Source organism: Sediminicola sp. 1XM1-17 (genome assembly GCF_037203765.1).
GTDB lineage: Bacteria > Bacteroidota > Bacteroidia > Flavobacteriales > Flavobacteriaceae > Sediminicola.
Map to the genome: position 1 here is coordinate 260778 of NZ_JBBCAS010000005.1, position 15539 is coordinate 276316.

A 15539-nucleotide genomic window follows, 5' to 3' on the forward strand; every position below is an offset into this window, starting at 1 on the left:
TTTACCTAACATAATTTGTCGATTTTGAAATAAGAAATCAGTAATTTTGCACATCTTTTTATTTAAGAAAAAAAACGCCCAAAATATGAGGACAGACGTATTTGCATTGCGCCACATCGGTATAAGAGAAGAAGACCTTCCGGAAATGTTAAAAACGGTTCAAGTGGACAATTTGGAACAATTGATCTATGAGACCATTCCGGATGACATTAGGTTAAAAACGCCCTTGGATCTACCTAAGGCCATGAGCGAGCACGAATTCCTTACCCATCTTCAAAAACTTTCTGAAAAAAATAAGGTCTTCAAGTCCTACATTGGTCTTGGATATCACGAAAGCCTTACCCCATCTCCTATCAAGAGAAATATTCTTGAAAATCCAGGGTGGTATACAGCATACACGCCATATCAGGCAGAAATAGCTCAAGGACGTCTGGAAGCCTTGCTTAATTTCCAGACCATGATCTGCGATCTTACCGGAATGGAGCTGGCCAATGCCTCCCTATTGGATGAGAGTACGGCAGCTGCCGAAGCCATGACCATGCTCTATGAAGTAAGGAGTAGGGACCAAAAGAAAAACAATACGGTTAAATTCTTTATTTCGGAAGAAGTTCTTCCACAGACGGTATCCCTGTTAAAAACCAGGGCTATTCCATTGGGAATAGAATTGGTCATTGGAGACCACAGTACTTTTGAACACAACAATGATTTCTACGGGGCATTGTTGCAATATCCAGGAAAGTACGGACAGGTAAACGATTACGCCTCTTTCGTGGCAAAAGCAAAAGAAAATGACATCAAAGTGGCGGTTGCCGCAGATATCCTTAGCTTGGTATTATTGACGCCACCTGGGGAATTTGGAGCTGATGTTGTAGTGGGCACCACCCAAAGATTTGGGATTCCATTAGGTTACGGAGGACCACATGCAGCATTTTTTGCAACCAAGGAAGAATATAAAAGAAGCATCCCGGGACGTATCATTGGTGTCACCAAGGATACCGATGGCAAACCCGCCCTGCGTATGGCACTTCAGACCAGGGAACAACATATTAAAAGGGACAAAGCCACGTCCAATATCTGTACCGCACAGGTTCTTTTGGCCGTTATGGCGGGTATGTACGCGGTATACCACGGCCCCAAAGGATTAAAATACATTGCCGATAAGGTACATGCGTCTACGGCAACCTTGGCAGATGCCTTGGAAAAAATGGGCTTGTTCCAGACCAATGGTACTTTCTTTGATACCATCACCGTTAAGGCAGATGCCAAATTGGTAACACCGGTAGCAGAGAAAAATGAAGTAAACTTTTTCTACCCGGATGCAAATACGGTAAGCATTGCACTCAATGAAGCCACCTCTTTGAAGGACTTACAGCAAATCGTTGATATTTTTGCAACGGCCCTTTCCAAAGAAGCCGTGAACATTGATGGTTTATTGGACAAGAGTGCCATTACAGGATCCGTAAAAAGGACCTCTACATTCTTGGAAAATGCGGTATTCAATTCCTATCATTCTGAAACCCAGTTGATGCGTTACATTAAAAAATTGGAACGCAAGGATTTGGCCCTGAACCATTCCATGATCTCATTGGGGTCTTGTACCATGAAATTGAATGCAGCTTCAGAGATGCTTCCTTTAAGCTCTCCGCAATGGGGCAACATTCATCCTTTTGTACCTGTTGAACAGGCAGAAGGCTATCAGACCGTGTTGAAGGAATTGGAACAAAATCTAAATGTCATAACCGGTTTTGCCGGCACGTCTTTACAGCCCAATTCAGGTGCCCAAGGTGAATATGCAGGGTTAATGACCATTAGGGCCTATCACGAGTCCAATGGCGACCATAACCGGGACATCTGCCTTATCCCTGCTTCAGCTCACGGAACCAATCCAGCTTCAGCAGTGATGGCCGGAATGAAAGTTGTCGTAACAAAAACAGATGAAAAAGGAAATATTGATGTAGCTGATCTTGAGGCAAAAGTAGCTCAGCATAAAGACAATCTCGCTGCGCTGATGGTCACTTATCCTTCAACACACGGGGTATTTGAATCTTCTATAAAGCACATTACAAAATTGATCCATGACCATGGAGGACAGGTATATATGGACGGTGCCAATATGAATGCCCAGGTTGGACTTACCAACCCAGCGGCCATCGGGGCAGATGTATGTCACTTAAACCTACATAAGACATTCGCTATCCCCCATGGTGGAGGTGGACCAGGAGTTGGTCCCATCTGTGTTGCTGAACAACTTGTACCATTCCTACCGGGCAACCCATTGATAAAAACAGGGGGAGAAAAGGCAATTACAGCTATTTCGGCAGCACCTTGGGGAAGTTCCCTAGTTTGTTTGATTTCTTATGGCTATATCAAGATGTTGGGAGAAAAAGGGCTAACCCATTCCACCAAAATCGCCATTTTAAATGCGAATTATATCAAACATAGACTTAGCGGGAAGTTCGACGTTCTTTATACAGGAGAAATGGGACGTGCAGCCCATGAGATGATCATAGACTGTAGACCCTTCAAAGAAAATGGTATAGAGGTAACGGATATCGCCAAACGATTGATGGACTACGGCTTCCATTCCCCAACAGTATCCTTTCCCGTGGCAGGTACAATGATGATTGAACCAACGGAAAGCGAAGGACTGGCAGAACTAAACCGTTTTTGTGATTCCATGCTTTCTATCAGAGCAGAAATAGACGAGGCCACTTTGGAAAATAGTGACAACGTCCTTAAGAATGCTCCGCATACCTTGGATATGGTCACCAATGACCATTGGAAATTTCCTTACAGTAGACATAAAGCAGCCTTTCCATTACCGTTTGTTTCGGAAAACAAATTCTGGCCAAGCATAAGAAGGGTAGATGAAGCATATGGAGACCGTAATTTAATATGCACCTGCGCACCTATTGAGGCTTACGCGGAAGCATAACAAATTCAATAAAAATCAATATCTATAGGCCTCCCCTAACATTTGGGGAGGCTTTTTGTTGATAGGCAATCAGTAATCCTTGGGAATTGAACATCGTAGTATTCCTTATGCATGCATAATATTATTTATTAATTTGCACTATATTGTGCCTATTATATGAAGACTACTCCTATGACCATTGGTATTACAGGCACAGGTTGCTACCTGCCAACTATTATAACCTCAAATGATGATTTCGGCGATCATGAATTCCTCAATTCGGATGGCACAGCATTCGATAGCCCAAACCTGGTTATCATTGAGAAATTCAAAGGTATTACAGGCATAGAACAGAGACGATATGCAGAACCCAACCTCAATACATCACATTTAGCTTTTCTTGCCGCCGAAAAGGCTATTGCTGACGCCGGCATTGACAAGGAGGAATTGGACTATATCATATTTGCCCACAATTTTGGGGATGTCGCCCACGGACAATCACAAGGAGATACCCTTCCCAGTTTGGCAACAAGGGTTAAGCACCAGTTGAATATAAAAAATCCAAAATGTGTTGCCTATGATCTTCTTTTTGGTTGCCCTGGCTGGATAGAAGGGGTTATCCAGGCATATGCCTTCATAAAAAGTGGCATCGCAAAAAAGTGTCTCGTTATCGGGGCAGAAACATTATCCCGCATTGTTGATAAGTTCGATAGGGATTCCATGATCTATTCCGATGGAGCAGGAGCAACCATAATCGAGGCCAATGCTGAAGGGGAGATTCTATCACATGCTTCAGCAACCTACGCCAATGACGAGGCCTATTATTTGTTCTATGGGGATTCCTATTCCCAAAACGAGTCTTCCAAAACCAAGTATATCAAAATGCACGGTAGGAAAATCTACGAGTTTGCCGTGACCCATGTTCCCAATGCTATGCGTGAATGTCTGGACCAAAGTGGTGTTGGCATCGAAGAAGTCAAAAAGATCTTTATCCATCAGGCCAATGAAAAGATGGATGAGGCCATCGTAAAACGGTTTTATAAATCCTATGGTCTGGAAATGCCCAAGGATGTTATGCCCATGGTCATCAATCAGTTGGGAAACAGCTCTGTAGCCACTATCCCTACGCTATACGATATGGTCCGTAAGGGAAAAGTTGAAAATCAGGAAATAAAAAAAGGAGATGTTGCTATATTTGCAAGCGTTGGCGCGGGAATGAACATAAACGCCTTCGTTTATAGATATTAACATGTACGAAACCAATTTTCCAAATAAAAGATTCAAACACACCGCATCCTTTTTAAAAAAGCACATTGGCACGGACCAATCTATTTTAGATCTTGGGGTAGATAATCCATTTTCTAAAATCATGAGGGAGCATGGTTATTCTGTGGAAAATACCCATGGTGAAGATTTGGATATCGATTTTTCTTCCGTACAGAATTCCAACGCTGATGTAGTAACGGCTTTTGAAATTTTCGAACATCTGGTTGCCCCTTTCAATGTACTTCGAGAAATTAAGGCCAATAAATTAGTAGCCAGCATTCCTTTACAATTATGGTTTGCCAGCGCCTACAAAAGCAAAACGGATCCCTGGGACCGACATTACCACGAGTTTGAGGACTGGCAATTTGATTGGCTTCTGGAAAAGTCCGGATGGAAAATAAAAGACCGTGCCAAATGGACAAATCCCGTGAAAAAAATGGGTATAAGACCACTATTGCGCAGTATGACACCGCGCTACTATATCGTCTATGCGGAAAGAAGCACCCAAGAGAAGATATAAGTAAGTCAAAATAACCTCTATGAAATATAGCATCATCATTCCCGCACATAACGAGGAGGTACATTTAAAGAATGCGTTGTCCTCCGTACGGAGACAAACCCATCAGCCTATTTCCGTTATTGTGGTCAATGACAATTCTGATGACGCCACGGAAAGCATCATAGATGAGTTTGCAGCAACAGATTCCAACATCCATAAACTGAATATTGTTTCCTCCCATCTCCATATGCCGGGCAGCAAAGTGGTAAATGCTTTTAATAGTGGACTGGAGCAACTTAGGGCAGATTACGATTTTATTGTTAAAATGGATGCCGACATTATTCTGCCGGACGACTACTTTGAGAAGATTGCAACTATTTTTAAAAATCACCCCAATGTAGGGATCGCTGGTGGATTTGCCTACGAACAAGATGAGACCGGCATATGGAAAAGAAACCATCCGATGGATAATGACCATGTCCGGGGGGCATTTAAATCCTATAGAAAAAACTGCTTCCACGCCATGGCAGGACTAAGAAATGCCATGGGATGGGACACCGTGGATGAACTGCTTGCCAAATTTCATGGCTTTGATATCCATACCGATGAGAGCCTCAAAGTGAAACATTTGAGACCCATCGGAAAAGCATACAATAAAAAAGCGAAGCTACTACAGGGAAAAGCCATGTACACCATGCGCTATGGATTTGCCATAACCCTAATCGCCTCTTCCAAGATGGCTTGGAAACAGGGCAAATTCAAGTCGCTCTTGGACAATCTCAGAGGTTATTTCTCCGCTAAAAAAGAGCGCGCCCCCTTCTTGGTCACAGAAACTGAAGGTGAGTTTATTAGGGCATTAAGATGGAAAAACATCAAAAACAAACTCCTGAAATAACCCACCTCCGTCTTCTCTAAAACGGTGATTGCGAAAAGATTATAGACCTAAAATTAGACACTATAAACCTAATCCAAAACCTCCACTATAGGTTGACCGGTGGCTCCATTGGGATAAGAAATACCCAACAATGAGGCTATCGTAGGGGCAATATCCGGAATTTCAGTTTTGGCACTAGTACTTCCTTTTTTGATTCCCTTTCCATAGAACAACAAGGGTACATGAGTATCATAGGGATAGGTGGATCCGTGCGTAGATCCCGTAATGGAATATTGAACCGTGGCGGGTTTCAATACCAAAAGGACATCTCCGGAACGTTTTTGGTTATAGCCATTTTGAAGTATATAAGGTATTCCCTGTCGGTACTCATTTTGCCACATTTGATATGCCGTATACGTCCGTTCCACCCCTTCATACCCGAGCAATTCATGCGCTATGGTTTGTTGGACTTTCTCTAAGTTTAGATCTAACCCTTTGATTACACCATGGTCCAAAAATATTTGATTATTGGATATGTTCTTGATCAGATCGTTGGTTCCAAAGGTATATTCAACAAATTCATTGAGCTTACCCTGCATTACACCCACTTGAACATATCCTGCGGGAATTTTTTGATCCTTCAGGTAAGCAGGCACTTCATTTGCCCCATGATCTGAAGTGAGAAAAACGGTATACTCCCCTTTCCCTACTTTCTTGTCCAACGCCTTCAATAGCCTTTCCAGATCCATATCCAACCGCATATAAGTATCCTGCACCTCTTTGGAATCAACACCGTACATATGGCCTACATAATCCGTACTGGAAAAGCTAACCGCCAAAAAATCGGTGATATCATCCTTCCCCAAATCTTCCCCATCCAATGCTGATAGGGCAAAATCTGTTGTTATGCTATTTCCGAAGGGCGTAGACTTTAGCAAGGTAAACTTTCCATTGGCATCCCATAGCGTGGGCAGATCATGTGGAAAGGTGGATGCAGACTCCCCCTTGAACGTTCCTTCATAAACATTGTCATCAGCTCCACTTTCCATGTAAGAGGATATATCCTTTAAGGTATTCCAGGGCTTTTTATATGCTTCAACTATGTTCGACGCGTTAAAATCGGTCACCCATTTTGGCAACTTATCCATATAATAGGTGCTGCTTATCCAATTCCCCTCATCACCACCTTGCAGCCAATAAGCTCCATTGGCAGTATGCCCCCCGGGCAATACCGCTCCCCTATCCTTTAGGGAAATTGCGATTACCTTTCCCCTCATTTGGGTATGCAGTCGCAATTCATCGGTGATGGTGGTTGTGTTCATCCTATGGGGCGACATTTTCCCTGCATCGCTCGTAGTGCCCACAGAGGCATAGGTCATATCCCCAGCACAATAAACACTGGTACCAGATTCTTTATCATACCAATCATTACCAATTACACCGTGTACGGAAGGCGTAGTTCCGGTATACACAGATGCATGTCCTGGACCGGTGTACGTAGGGGCATAATTGAAGTGATTGTTCTTGCAATTGAACCCTTCATTTGCGAGGCGCTTAAAGCCCCCATCCCCAAAATGATCCCAAAAGCGGGTCAAATAATCATATCGCATCTGATCCACTACAAGCCCCACAACCAGTTTAGGCTTTACCTGTAGGGAAACGGACTTTTGATTATCTGAATCATTTCTTTTTTGTGCTTTGATGGCAGTGGGAGTACTGCCCATTAGTAAAAATAAAACGAATGGTAAAAATTTAATTTTGATCATGCTTAAATTCTTAAAGAGGCAAAATTAAATAAATAAATACCTTTAAAGGTCAATTGAAGCTTAAATGAAAGCTAATATTCCTATTTTTACACCTAGAAGACTATTAATTATACATGAACTACATAGCATCTATTGGCAGTTATTTTATAATGATTCGGGAGGTTTTCAAAAAGCCGACAAAGTGGCCCATAATGAAATCCCTCATCCTTAAGGAGATAGACGAATTGATTTTTGGATCTTTAGGAATCATCATTTTCATTTCATTTTTCATCGGCGGGGTGGTAGCCATTCAAACAGCCCTAAACATTACGAACCCTTTGATACCACGAAATTTAATCGGTTTTGCCACAAGACAATCTGTAATCCTGGAATTTGCCCCCACCTTCACCTCCATTATCATGGCGGGTAAAGTTGGTTCTTATATCACCTCCAGTATAGGTACGATGAGGGTAACGGAACAGATTGATGCACTGGAAGTCATGGGTGTCAATTCCCTAAACTATTTGGTATTCCCTAAAATCATTGCCTTATTGCTCTATCCTTTTGCCATAGCCATTGCCATGTACGTAGGTATTTTTGGAGGATGGGTCGCCGGTGTTTTTACAGGATTCAGCTCCAGCGCTGATTTTGTTGAGGGACTGCAATTGGATTTTATTCCTTATCACGTAGCCTATTCCTTTATCAAAACTATTGTCTTTGCCTTTATAATTGCCACTATCCCATCGTTTCATGGGTATTATATGAAGGGTGGGGCCCTTGAAGTTGGAAAAGCCAGTACTACGGCCTTCGTGTGGACCAGTGTTACCATAATCATTGTAAACTACATGCTAACCCAATTACTACTAAGCTAATGATAGAAGTAAACGATATATACAAGTCATTCGGGGATTCTGAAGTCCTAAAAGGAATTACCACTAGCTTTGAAAAAGGCAAGACCAATTTGGTCATTGGTCAGTCTGGTTCCGGCAAGACTGTTTTCTTAAAATGTCTCTTGGGGCTGTTTATGCCAGACAAAGGAACAATAAGTTATAACGGCAAAGTTTATTCCAAACTATCTGGAGACCAGCAGCGGGATCTAAGGCAAGAAATGGGAATGGTTTTCCAAGGAAGTGCCCTTTTCGATTCCATGACGGTAGAAGGCAATGTAATGTTTCCATTGGACATGTTCACCAAACAATCCAAATCTGAAATGAAGGATAGGGTAGATATGGTCCTAAAGCGTGTAAACCTCATCGATGCCCATCATAAATTTCCATCAGAAATATCAGGAGGGATGCAAAAAAGGGTTGCAATTGCCAGGGCCATTGTCATGAACCCCAAATACCTGTTCTGTGATGAGCCCAATTCCGGACTAGATCCCAAAACGGCCATCATGATAGACAACCTTATCCTGGAAATCACGGAAGAATATGATATCACCACCGTGATCAATACCCATGACATGAACTCTGTAATGGAAATTGGCAAGAAAATTTTATTCCTTAAAAATGGCTACAAGGAATGGGAAGGGACCAACAAAGAGATCTTCAAGACCGACAATGAGGCCGTGACCGACTTTGTATATTCCTCCGAATTATTTAAAAAGGTAAGACAGATGTATGTGGAGGAACGCAACTAATTAGTCAATCGCTTTCTTCACCTGTATTTTGGAGTTGTTCAACCTCAGTTTCAGCCATTCGTTCAGTTTTTTCATATCGATCTCCACTTGGGCTGATTTGGCCCCCGCTTTCCACTTGACTTCAAAAATAGGAATGGTATCCACTTTGCTAAAATCAGTACTGATGGTATAACTGAAACCCATACTTGCCAAGTTTTCATAATTGGCCTTTGCCTCTGCACTGATTTCCTTAAAAGGGATCTGTTGCGAGGCCAGCTTGCTAACTTTCATTAGCTCGCCCTCCAAAACCTTTATTTGCTCATCTTTGTTGAGCAGCTCATTTTTCTTGGACTCATAAAGTTCACTGATGTATTTCATTTGGTCCTGTACCTCGTTGTTCCCTTGAACAACTTTTAGCTGGGTATTCTTGAGCTTGGGATAATCTTTCATCTGGGCCGCCCAAGTAGCAATTACGTTATCGGGAACCGACTCATTTCCCATAAAAACCACCTCAATCTTGGGGTCCTTTCCTTGATCGTATTCCATGGTAGTCAGGTTATCCAAAAACCTGCCCTCACCTTGAAACCTATACGGTGCAATTTTATCTGCGACAAATTGACTGGCATCCTTCCTGAACAAGGATTTCTGCAAGGCATTATAAAAGGTGAAACTCGCAGGGATCATGACCAAAATAGCTACAACGGAAGCCATCCTTGCTATGAACCTTCTTCGTTTGGAATTTACATAACGCACCATGGGAAAGCGCAACAAGCGAATGACCAAAAATGTGGCCAACCCTATAAATATGGTATTGATGGTAAACAGGTACATGGCACCATAGGCGAAGGCAAAATTTCCTATTGCCAGACCAAATCCAACGGTACACAATGGCGGCATAAGGGCTGTGGCAATAGCCACCCCGAAAATCACACTGGCGATGGTACCCTTTTTAGCTCTAGCGATCACAAGGGCCAATCCACCAAAAAAGGCAATGAGTACATCCCTGATATCCGGTTCTGTACGCGCCAAGAGTTCGGAGGACTGATCCTTTAACGGGAAAAAATAGAAAAACAGAAAAGCCGTGATGACACTGAGCACTACCATTACCCCAAAATTTTTCAGAGACCTTCTCAGGGTATCAATGTCATTGATGGCCAACGACAGCCCCATACCCAAAATAGGGCCCATAAGCGGGGATATTAACATGGCGCCAATCACCACAGCCGTTGAATTGGCATTCAAACCCACAGAAGCTATAAAAATTGAGCATATTAAGATCCAAGACGTATGCCCTTTAAATGGAATATCGGCAATAATGGAATCTTTGGTAGCTTCCTGGTCTGTATTGTTACGGATATCCAAAAGTTCTGATAAAAACTTTTTGGAACTATCCAACAGCCCTTGAAAATCCTTTTTTACATCCTTGCTACTATCCTCACCACCGGTAGGGGTAATATTATCCTGATTTAAGTTCTCACTCATAATTAAGCATGCTGGTCGCCAAACTTTTCTTTGACAGTATTCAATACTTTTTTGATGTCCTGTTCTTTCGCTTTGGGATAAATAAGAAGGACCTCCTCCTTATCAACAATAATATAATCCTTTAAGCCATCTACTACAACGATCTTATCTTTTGGGGAGCGTATCATATTTCCATGGGCATCCTCGGCAATGACCTTACTGTTCACAACAGCATTGTTATTGGCGTCTTTATCCAACTTATCATAGAGCGAGCCCCATGTTCCCAAATCATTCCAATCAAAAGTAGCAGGCAATACGTAAATGGACCTGGATTGTTCTAAGATAGCATAATCTATTGAGATGTTTTCCGCATTGGGATAATTCTCCTGTATAAAAGAGCGCTCATTTTCTGTATTATAGGTATTTAATCCGTCTGCGAACAAGGTATATTGCGAGGGCTGGTAGGTTTTAAATGCATTGACTATTGTGGAAACACTCCACATAAAAATCCCTGCATTCCATAGAAAATTACCCTGCGCCAAAAACTCCTTAGCTGTCTCGTAATCCGGTTTCTCCCGGAATTGGGCCACTTTCTTAAGGGCATCATTATTTCCTTTTTGATACTCAATATACCCAAATCCTGTATTGGGAAAGGTCGGTTTGATCCCCAAGGTACAAAGCACATCCTCTTGTTCACATTTGTCGAAGCACATTTTCACATCTCTTGCAAATGCATCTTCATCCTCTATCCAATGATCACTTGGAGCCACGATCATGACCGCATTGGGATTCATCTTTTGGATCTTAAGGGATGCATACAAAATGCAAGGGGCCGTATTTCTCATGGCCGGTTCCAGAACCACTTGGTCCTGCTTCACCATGGGCAATTGCTCCAAAACGAGGTCATTATAACGCTCATTGGTCAATATCAAAATGTTTTCCGTAGGCACAAATTTGTTCAGCCTTTTGAATGTCTTTTGGATAAGGGTATCTCCCGTGCCCAACATATCGTGAAACTGTTTTGGATAATCGGAGGTGCTGATGGGCCAAAATCTCGATCCCACTCCTCCTGCCATAAGAATGGCATAATAATTCTTGTTCATTTGCTATATTTTTAATCGCTGATCAATTCAACCTCTGCATTGGGTTGAAATATATATACTTTTCCGGTGGCTATTTCAATACATTCATATCGTTTCACCCGTTTGTTGCCTTTTTTGAACAACTTGCCATTATAGATCCTGAATACACTGCCATAAGGTAGTTCAAAGATATAGGAACTTTCTTTATTCTGGACATCAAACTGCTTGAGTGCTATAGATAATTTGGCATCCGTATCACTGCTCGCTTTCGGATTTTTAAAATGGGTGGCCAATAGCGGCAATAGTTTGGAAGGAAATATTTCTGGTCTAATAAAGGGCAACATTAGATACTGAAATGTACGTTTCCATTCTATTCCGTGCGGCAATATACGCCTGCCATATTTTTCAAATGCCACCAAATGGGCAATCTCATGGACCAAAGTAATAAGAAAGCGGTATTTGTTCAGGGATGAATTTACGGTTATATGGTGAAGCCCATTGGGCAACCTCCGGTAATCTCCATGCCTGGTAACGCGCTCATTAACAATTTTGAGGTGCACCCCGTTTTCTTTGATCAAAGCCAAACAAGGCTCAATCGCTCTTTCAGGGAGGTATTTTTTTAAAATTTCATTCATTTAGGGGGTACTATTGGATACCTGAAGCATTTTTCCGTTGTACAACTTTTGTCCCGTTAAAGCAAAATCTTTGATATAGGCAGCCATCTCAAGCGCTGTTACTGGTGCTTGGTAACCCGGAAATGCTTCTTCCAACATTTCAGTCTGTACGGCACCCAATGCCAATACGTTAAACGAAGGTCCGTTTTCCTTAAATTCCTCCGCCCATAACTCTGTCAAGGTAATTACAGCCCCTTTACTGGAGCTATAGGCAGACAAGCCTGGAAATTTTGCACTTCCCTGCACCCCACCCATGGAGCTAATGGTTACTACGTGTCCACCCTTGGACATAAACGGAATGACACTTTTGGTGATATGTGCTACGCCAAAAACATTTACTTTGTAGACCTCCTCAAATTCATCCATCCCCGATTCCAGGAACGGTTTGTTCAGCAGCTTTCCCGCATTATTTATAAGGACATCCACTGAGGACCAGTGTTCGGAGATAAATGCCTCCATTTTATCAATATCTGCCTTACTGGCTATATCAAAGGAAAAGCTTGTGATGTTTTGGTGCCGTAGATCGCTTATCGGCTTCTCGTTTCTTGAAAGAGCCAATACCTGATGGCCTTCATCGGCAAATAGCCGGGCCATTTCAAAGCCGATGCCCCTACTGGAACCCGTAATGATAATATTTGACATTAATTGTATTTTATTTCTTTAACAGGTGCATTGATGATTCTTTCCAATACCGGATACATTTTATTTACAAATGTAGCCATATGTTCATAATCCATGAGTTCTGGCTCATCCCCCACCTTGTGATAAAAGTCAAAATTAGTAAAATCAAAGGTACAATAGGTCTGGGAAGGCACCCCAAATTCCATATCGAACGGGTAATTGTCAGATCTCTGGAAAAGGTTGTATTCTTTGGCCGTTGGCAAAAAACCAACCAAATTCTCGTTGGCATAGCCATTGCTGATAGCTGCCAAGTTAGACTTCTCATAACCGGTAACATATACGAAGTAATCCTTTTCTACCAAAGGAACACCCACCATTTCAAAGTTGAGCATGGTATATAGATCAAGGTTTTGCGACTTTAACCTTTTTGCAAGATGGACAGACCCCAGAAGTCCTTTCTCCTCTGCACTGAACAGGGCAAATATAATGCTGCGCTTATTGGATTTTTTGTTCCCAAAATACCTTGCCAGTTCCAATACCGTGGTTGTACCCGAAGCATTGTCATTGGCTCCATTGGCTATAGCATCCCCATTTACTGGAGCTATTAGACCAATGTGGTCATAATGGGCCCCAATTACAACAAATTCATTCTTGAGGCTATCGTCTGTTCCCTCCAAAACACCAACAATATTATAGGCCTTGGAATCAATATTGGTAAGGGTATCCTTGTAACCCACAAAATATGGTTCAATATTGTTCTTGGCGAATATTCCTTCGATAAAGTTTGCGGCCTTATCTATCCCCTCACTCCCAGTTTCCCTTCCCTGTAGCTCATCGGAGGCCAAATAATCCATAATATCCTTGATCCTGTCTTTATCGGTAAAGTTGGTGGCCATGGCTCCGTTATCGGAAGAGCCATAGGAGTCTGCTGGTTGAACAATTTTCCCCTGAACACCTTCGGGTCCACCCACCACTCCGGTCTGGGTATCCATATTTTGCGAGGAACCACAACCAACCAGTAGCGCCAAAAAAACAAGTCTAAAAATTTTATTCATCATTTTAATTTTGGATTTAAAGATAAAAAAAAGCATCCCAAAATCATTGGGATGCTCTAATATATAATAATTGGTTACCGCTGTTATGCCAACATGGTAACTGGGTTCTCTAAATAAGCCCTTAAAGTTTGCATAAACTGTGCTCCAGTTGCTCCATCCACAGTCCTATGATCACAGGCCAAGGTAACGGTCATGGTATTCCCTACTACAATTTGTCCATTTTTGACCACTGGTTTTTCAACAATGGCTCCAACGGATAAAATCGCAGAATTGGGCTGATTGATAATGGACGTGAATTCCAGGATTCCGAACATACCGAGGTTGGATACTGTAAAGGTGCTTCCTTCCATTTCGGCCGGGGTCAACTTTTTGTTCCTGGCCTTCCCAGCCAAATCACGAACGGATGCTCCTATTTGAGAAAGCCCCATCTGATCGGTAAACTTCAATACCGGAACCACAAGACCGTCCTCTACGGCAACGGCAACCCCAACACTGACATGGTGGTTGTAACGCGTGGTATCCCCATTCCATGAAGTATTTACCTGAGGGTGTTTTTTCAAGGCCATCGCACATGCCTTAACAACCATATCGTTAAACGACACCTTGGTATCCGGCAGGCTATTTATCTGCTCTCTGGAAGCCTTGGCATTGTCCATATCCACTTCTATGGTAAGGTAATAATGCGGTGCACTGAATTTGGATTCCCCCAATCTTTTGGCGATTACTTTTCGCATTTGGGAGTTTTTCACCTCTTCACTACTCTCCTCACCAACAGGGGCGCTAAAGGCAGCACTTTGAACTGGTGTAGACGGAGCTGCAGCCTGTGCAGGGGCAGCAGCTTTTTGAGCTGGCTGATAGTTCTCAATATCCTTTTTCACGATCCTTCCGTGATCTCCACTTCCGGTAACGGTGGAAAGATCTATGCCCTTTTCATCCGCTATCTTTTTTGCCAAAGGAGAAACAAAGATTCGCTTTCCGTCACTGGTAGCTGCAGGGGCTGTGGTCTCGGCAGATTTCTCCTCCACCTTTGCCTCCTCCTTCTTTTCAGTCTTGGGAGCGGACTCCTTGGAGCCAGAAGTTTTTCCACTTAACACAGCATCAACATTGGTTCCTTTTGGACCAATGATCGCCAATACGGCATCTACAGGTGAAGATTCGCCTTCCTTGATACCTATATACAATAAGGTTCCGGAATAGAAAGACTCAAATTCCATGGTAGCCTTGTCCGTTTCTATTTCGGCCAAAATATCCCCTTCAGAAACCTCATCACCCACTTGTTTCAACCAGGTAGCAACTGTTCCTTCTTCCATGGTATCACTAAGGCGAGGCATTTTGATAATTTCTACGCCTTCAGGAATTTCAGATGATCCTCCAGCATCGTCAGCTGTAGTTTCCTCTGATTTGGACGGTTCTGCAGATTCTTCCTTTTTTGTTTCTGTAGCTTCCGAAGATTTTGAATCCCCACTCAATAATGCGGAAATATCTTCCCCTTCTTCACCTATAATGGCCAAAAGAGAATCAACAGGAGCACCATCCCCCTCTTCAATACCAATATGGAGCAATGTACCTTGATGAAAGGATTCAAACTCCATGGTGGCCTTATCGGTCTCTATTTCGGCTAAAATATCACCTTCCTCTATTTTGTCCCCTACTTTTTTAAGCCACTTAGCTACCGTACCCTCTTCCATGGTATCGCTAAGTCTTGGCATATTAATTACTTCTGCCATCTA

13 protein-coding genes are annotated in these 15539 nt (G+C 42.5%); 6 read left to right on the plus strand and 7 right to left on the minus strand.

The features are described from left to right. Positions 1–85 precede the first annotated feature (85 nt). The 4 genes from gcvP to WAA86_RS09760 all read left to right on the plus strand — a co-directional run bounded on the left by gcvP (position 86) and on the right by WAA86_RS09760 (position 5574). A complete protein-coding gene (gcvP, locus tag WAA86_RS09745; protein WP_337300810.1) occupies positions 86–2935 on the plus strand; it encodes an aminomethyl-transferring glycine dehydrogenase in 2850 nt (949 codons plus the stop codon). A gap of 171 nt (positions 2936–3106) precedes the next feature. Then, a complete protein-coding gene (locus tag WAA86_RS09750) occupies positions 3107–4162 on the plus strand; it encodes a 3-oxoacyl-ACP synthase III family protein (protein ID WP_337300846.1) in 1056 nt (351 codons plus the stop codon). 1 nt (position 4163) lies between these two features. Next, positions 4164–4700: a methyltransferase gene (locus WAA86_RS09755; protein ID WP_337300811.1), complete on the plus strand. Its 537-nt coding sequence runs from the start codon at positions 4164–4166 to the stop codon at positions 4698–4700. 19 nt (positions 4701–4719) lie between these two features. Continuing rightward, the gene (locus WAA86_RS09760) at positions 4720–5574 is read left to right on the plus strand and encodes a glycosyltransferase family 2 protein (RefSeq protein WP_337300812.1); all 855 of its coding nucleotides are present in this window, start codon (positions 4720–4722) and stop codon (positions 5572–5574) included. Positions 5575–5642: 68 nt separating this feature from the next. Here WAA86_RS09760 and pafA read toward each other — a convergent pair whose 3' ends face one another. After that, a complete protein-coding gene (gene pafA / locus WAA86_RS09765) occupies positions 5643–7319 on the minus strand; it encodes an alkaline phosphatase PafA (protein ID WP_337300813.1) in 1677 nt (558 codons plus the stop codon). 113 nt (positions 7320–7432) lie between these two features. On the opposite strand from pafA, the gene WAA86_RS09770 reads away from it, so the two are divergent. After that, positions 7433–8170 carry an MlaE family ABC transporter permease gene (locus WAA86_RS09770; RefSeq protein WP_337300814.1) on the plus strand — a complete coding sequence of 246 codons (738 nt, stop codon included), beginning with the start codon at positions 7433–7435 and terminating at the stop codon, positions 8168–8170. Beyond that, entirely contained in the window at positions 8170–8937 is a 768-nt protein-coding gene (locus WAA86_RS09775) for an ABC transporter ATP-binding protein (protein WP_337300815.1), read from the plus strand. Before WAA86_RS09770 ends, WAA86_RS09775 begins: the two co-directional genes overlap by 1 nt. Here the strand turns inward: WAA86_RS09775 and WAA86_RS09780 are convergent, their stop codons facing one another. From WAA86_RS09780 to WAA86_RS09805, 6 genes are all read right to left on the minus strand, one after another. Further along, positions 8938–10398: a DUF389 domain-containing protein gene (locus tag WAA86_RS09780; RefSeq protein ID WP_337300816.1), complete on the minus strand. Its 1461-nt coding sequence runs from the start codon at positions 10396–10398 to the stop codon at positions 8938–8940. Positions 10399–10400: 2 nt separating this feature from the next. Continuing rightward, positions 10401–11480: a mannose-1-phosphate guanylyltransferase gene (locus WAA86_RS09785; protein ID WP_337300817.1), complete on the minus strand. Its 1080-nt coding sequence runs from the start codon at positions 11478–11480 to the stop codon at positions 10401–10403. Positions 11481–11491: 11 nt separating this feature from the next. Continuing rightward, complete coding sequence (locus tag WAA86_RS09790; RefSeq protein ID WP_337300818.1) at positions 11492–12094, minus strand: SprT-like domain-containing protein; 603 nt, start codon at positions 12092–12094, stop codon at positions 11492–11494. After that, positions 12095–12775, minus strand: coding sequence for an SDR family NAD(P)-dependent oxidoreductase (locus WAA86_RS09795; protein ID WP_337300819.1), 681 nt, complete (start codon positions 12773–12775; stop codon positions 12095–12097). Next, positions 12775–13809 (minus strand): M28 family metallopeptidase, encoded by a 1035-nt coding sequence (locus tag WAA86_RS09800; RefSeq protein ID WP_337300847.1) that lies wholly within the window; start codon positions 13807–13809, stop codon positions 12775–12777. Before WAA86_RS09800 ends, WAA86_RS09795 begins: the two co-directional genes overlap by 1 nt. Before the next feature lie 83 nt (positions 13810–13892). After that, positions 13893–15536: a pyruvate dehydrogenase complex dihydrolipoamide acetyltransferase gene (locus WAA86_RS09805; protein ID WP_337300820.1), complete on the minus strand. Its 1644-nt coding sequence runs from the start codon at positions 15534–15536 to the stop codon at positions 13893–13895. Positions 15537–15539 lie beyond the last annotated feature (3 nt).

Bases quoted from the DNA above. Each gene is read 5' to 3' on its own strand.
- gcvP (WP_337300810.1), top strand. From the start codon at position 86: ATGAGGACAGACGTATTTGCATTGCGCCACATCGGTATAAGAGAAGAA.
- WAA86_RS09750 (WP_337300846.1), top strand. From the start codon at position 3,107: ATGACCATTGGTATTACAGGCACAGGTTGCTACCTGCCAACTATTATA.
- WAA86_RS09755 (WP_337300811.1), top strand. From the start codon at position 4,164: ATGTACGAAACCAATTTTCCAAATAAAAGATTCAAACACACCGCATCC.
- WAA86_RS09760 (WP_337300812.1), top strand. From the start codon at position 4,720: ATGAAATATAGCATCATCATTCCCGCACATAACGAGGAGGTACATTTA.
- pafA (WP_337300813.1), bottom strand. From the start codon at position 7,319: ATGATCAAAATTAAATTTTTACCATTCGTTTTATTTTTACTAATGGGC.
- WAA86_RS09770 (WP_337300814.1), top strand. From the start codon at position 7,433: ATGAACTACATAGCATCTATTGGCAGTTATTTTATAATGATTCGGGAG.
- WAA86_RS09775 (WP_337300815.1), top strand. From the start codon at position 8,170: ATGATAGAAGTAAACGATATATACAAGTCATTCGGGGATTCTGAAGTC.
- WAA86_RS09780 (WP_337300816.1), bottom strand. From the start codon at position 10,398: ATGAGTGAGAACTTAAATCAGGATAATATTACCCCTACCGGTGGTGAG.
- WAA86_RS09785 (WP_337300817.1), bottom strand. From the start codon at position 11,480: ATGAACAAGAATTATTATGCCATTCTTATGGCAGGAGGAGTGGGATCG.
- WAA86_RS09790 (WP_337300818.1), bottom strand. From the start codon at position 12,094: ATGAATGAAATTTTAAAAAAATACCTCCCTGAAAGAGCGATTGAGCCT.
- WAA86_RS09795 (WP_337300819.1), bottom strand. From the start codon at position 12,775: ATGTCAAATATTATCATTACGGGTTCCAGTAGGGGCATCGGCTTTGAA.
- WAA86_RS09800 (WP_337300847.1), bottom strand. From the start codon at position 13,809: ATGAATAAAATTTTTAGACTTGTTTTTTTGGCGCTACTGGTTGGTTGT.
- WAA86_RS09805 (WP_337300820.1), bottom strand. From the start codon at position 15,536: ATGGCAGAAGTAATTAATATGCCAAGACTTAGCGATACCATGGAAGAG.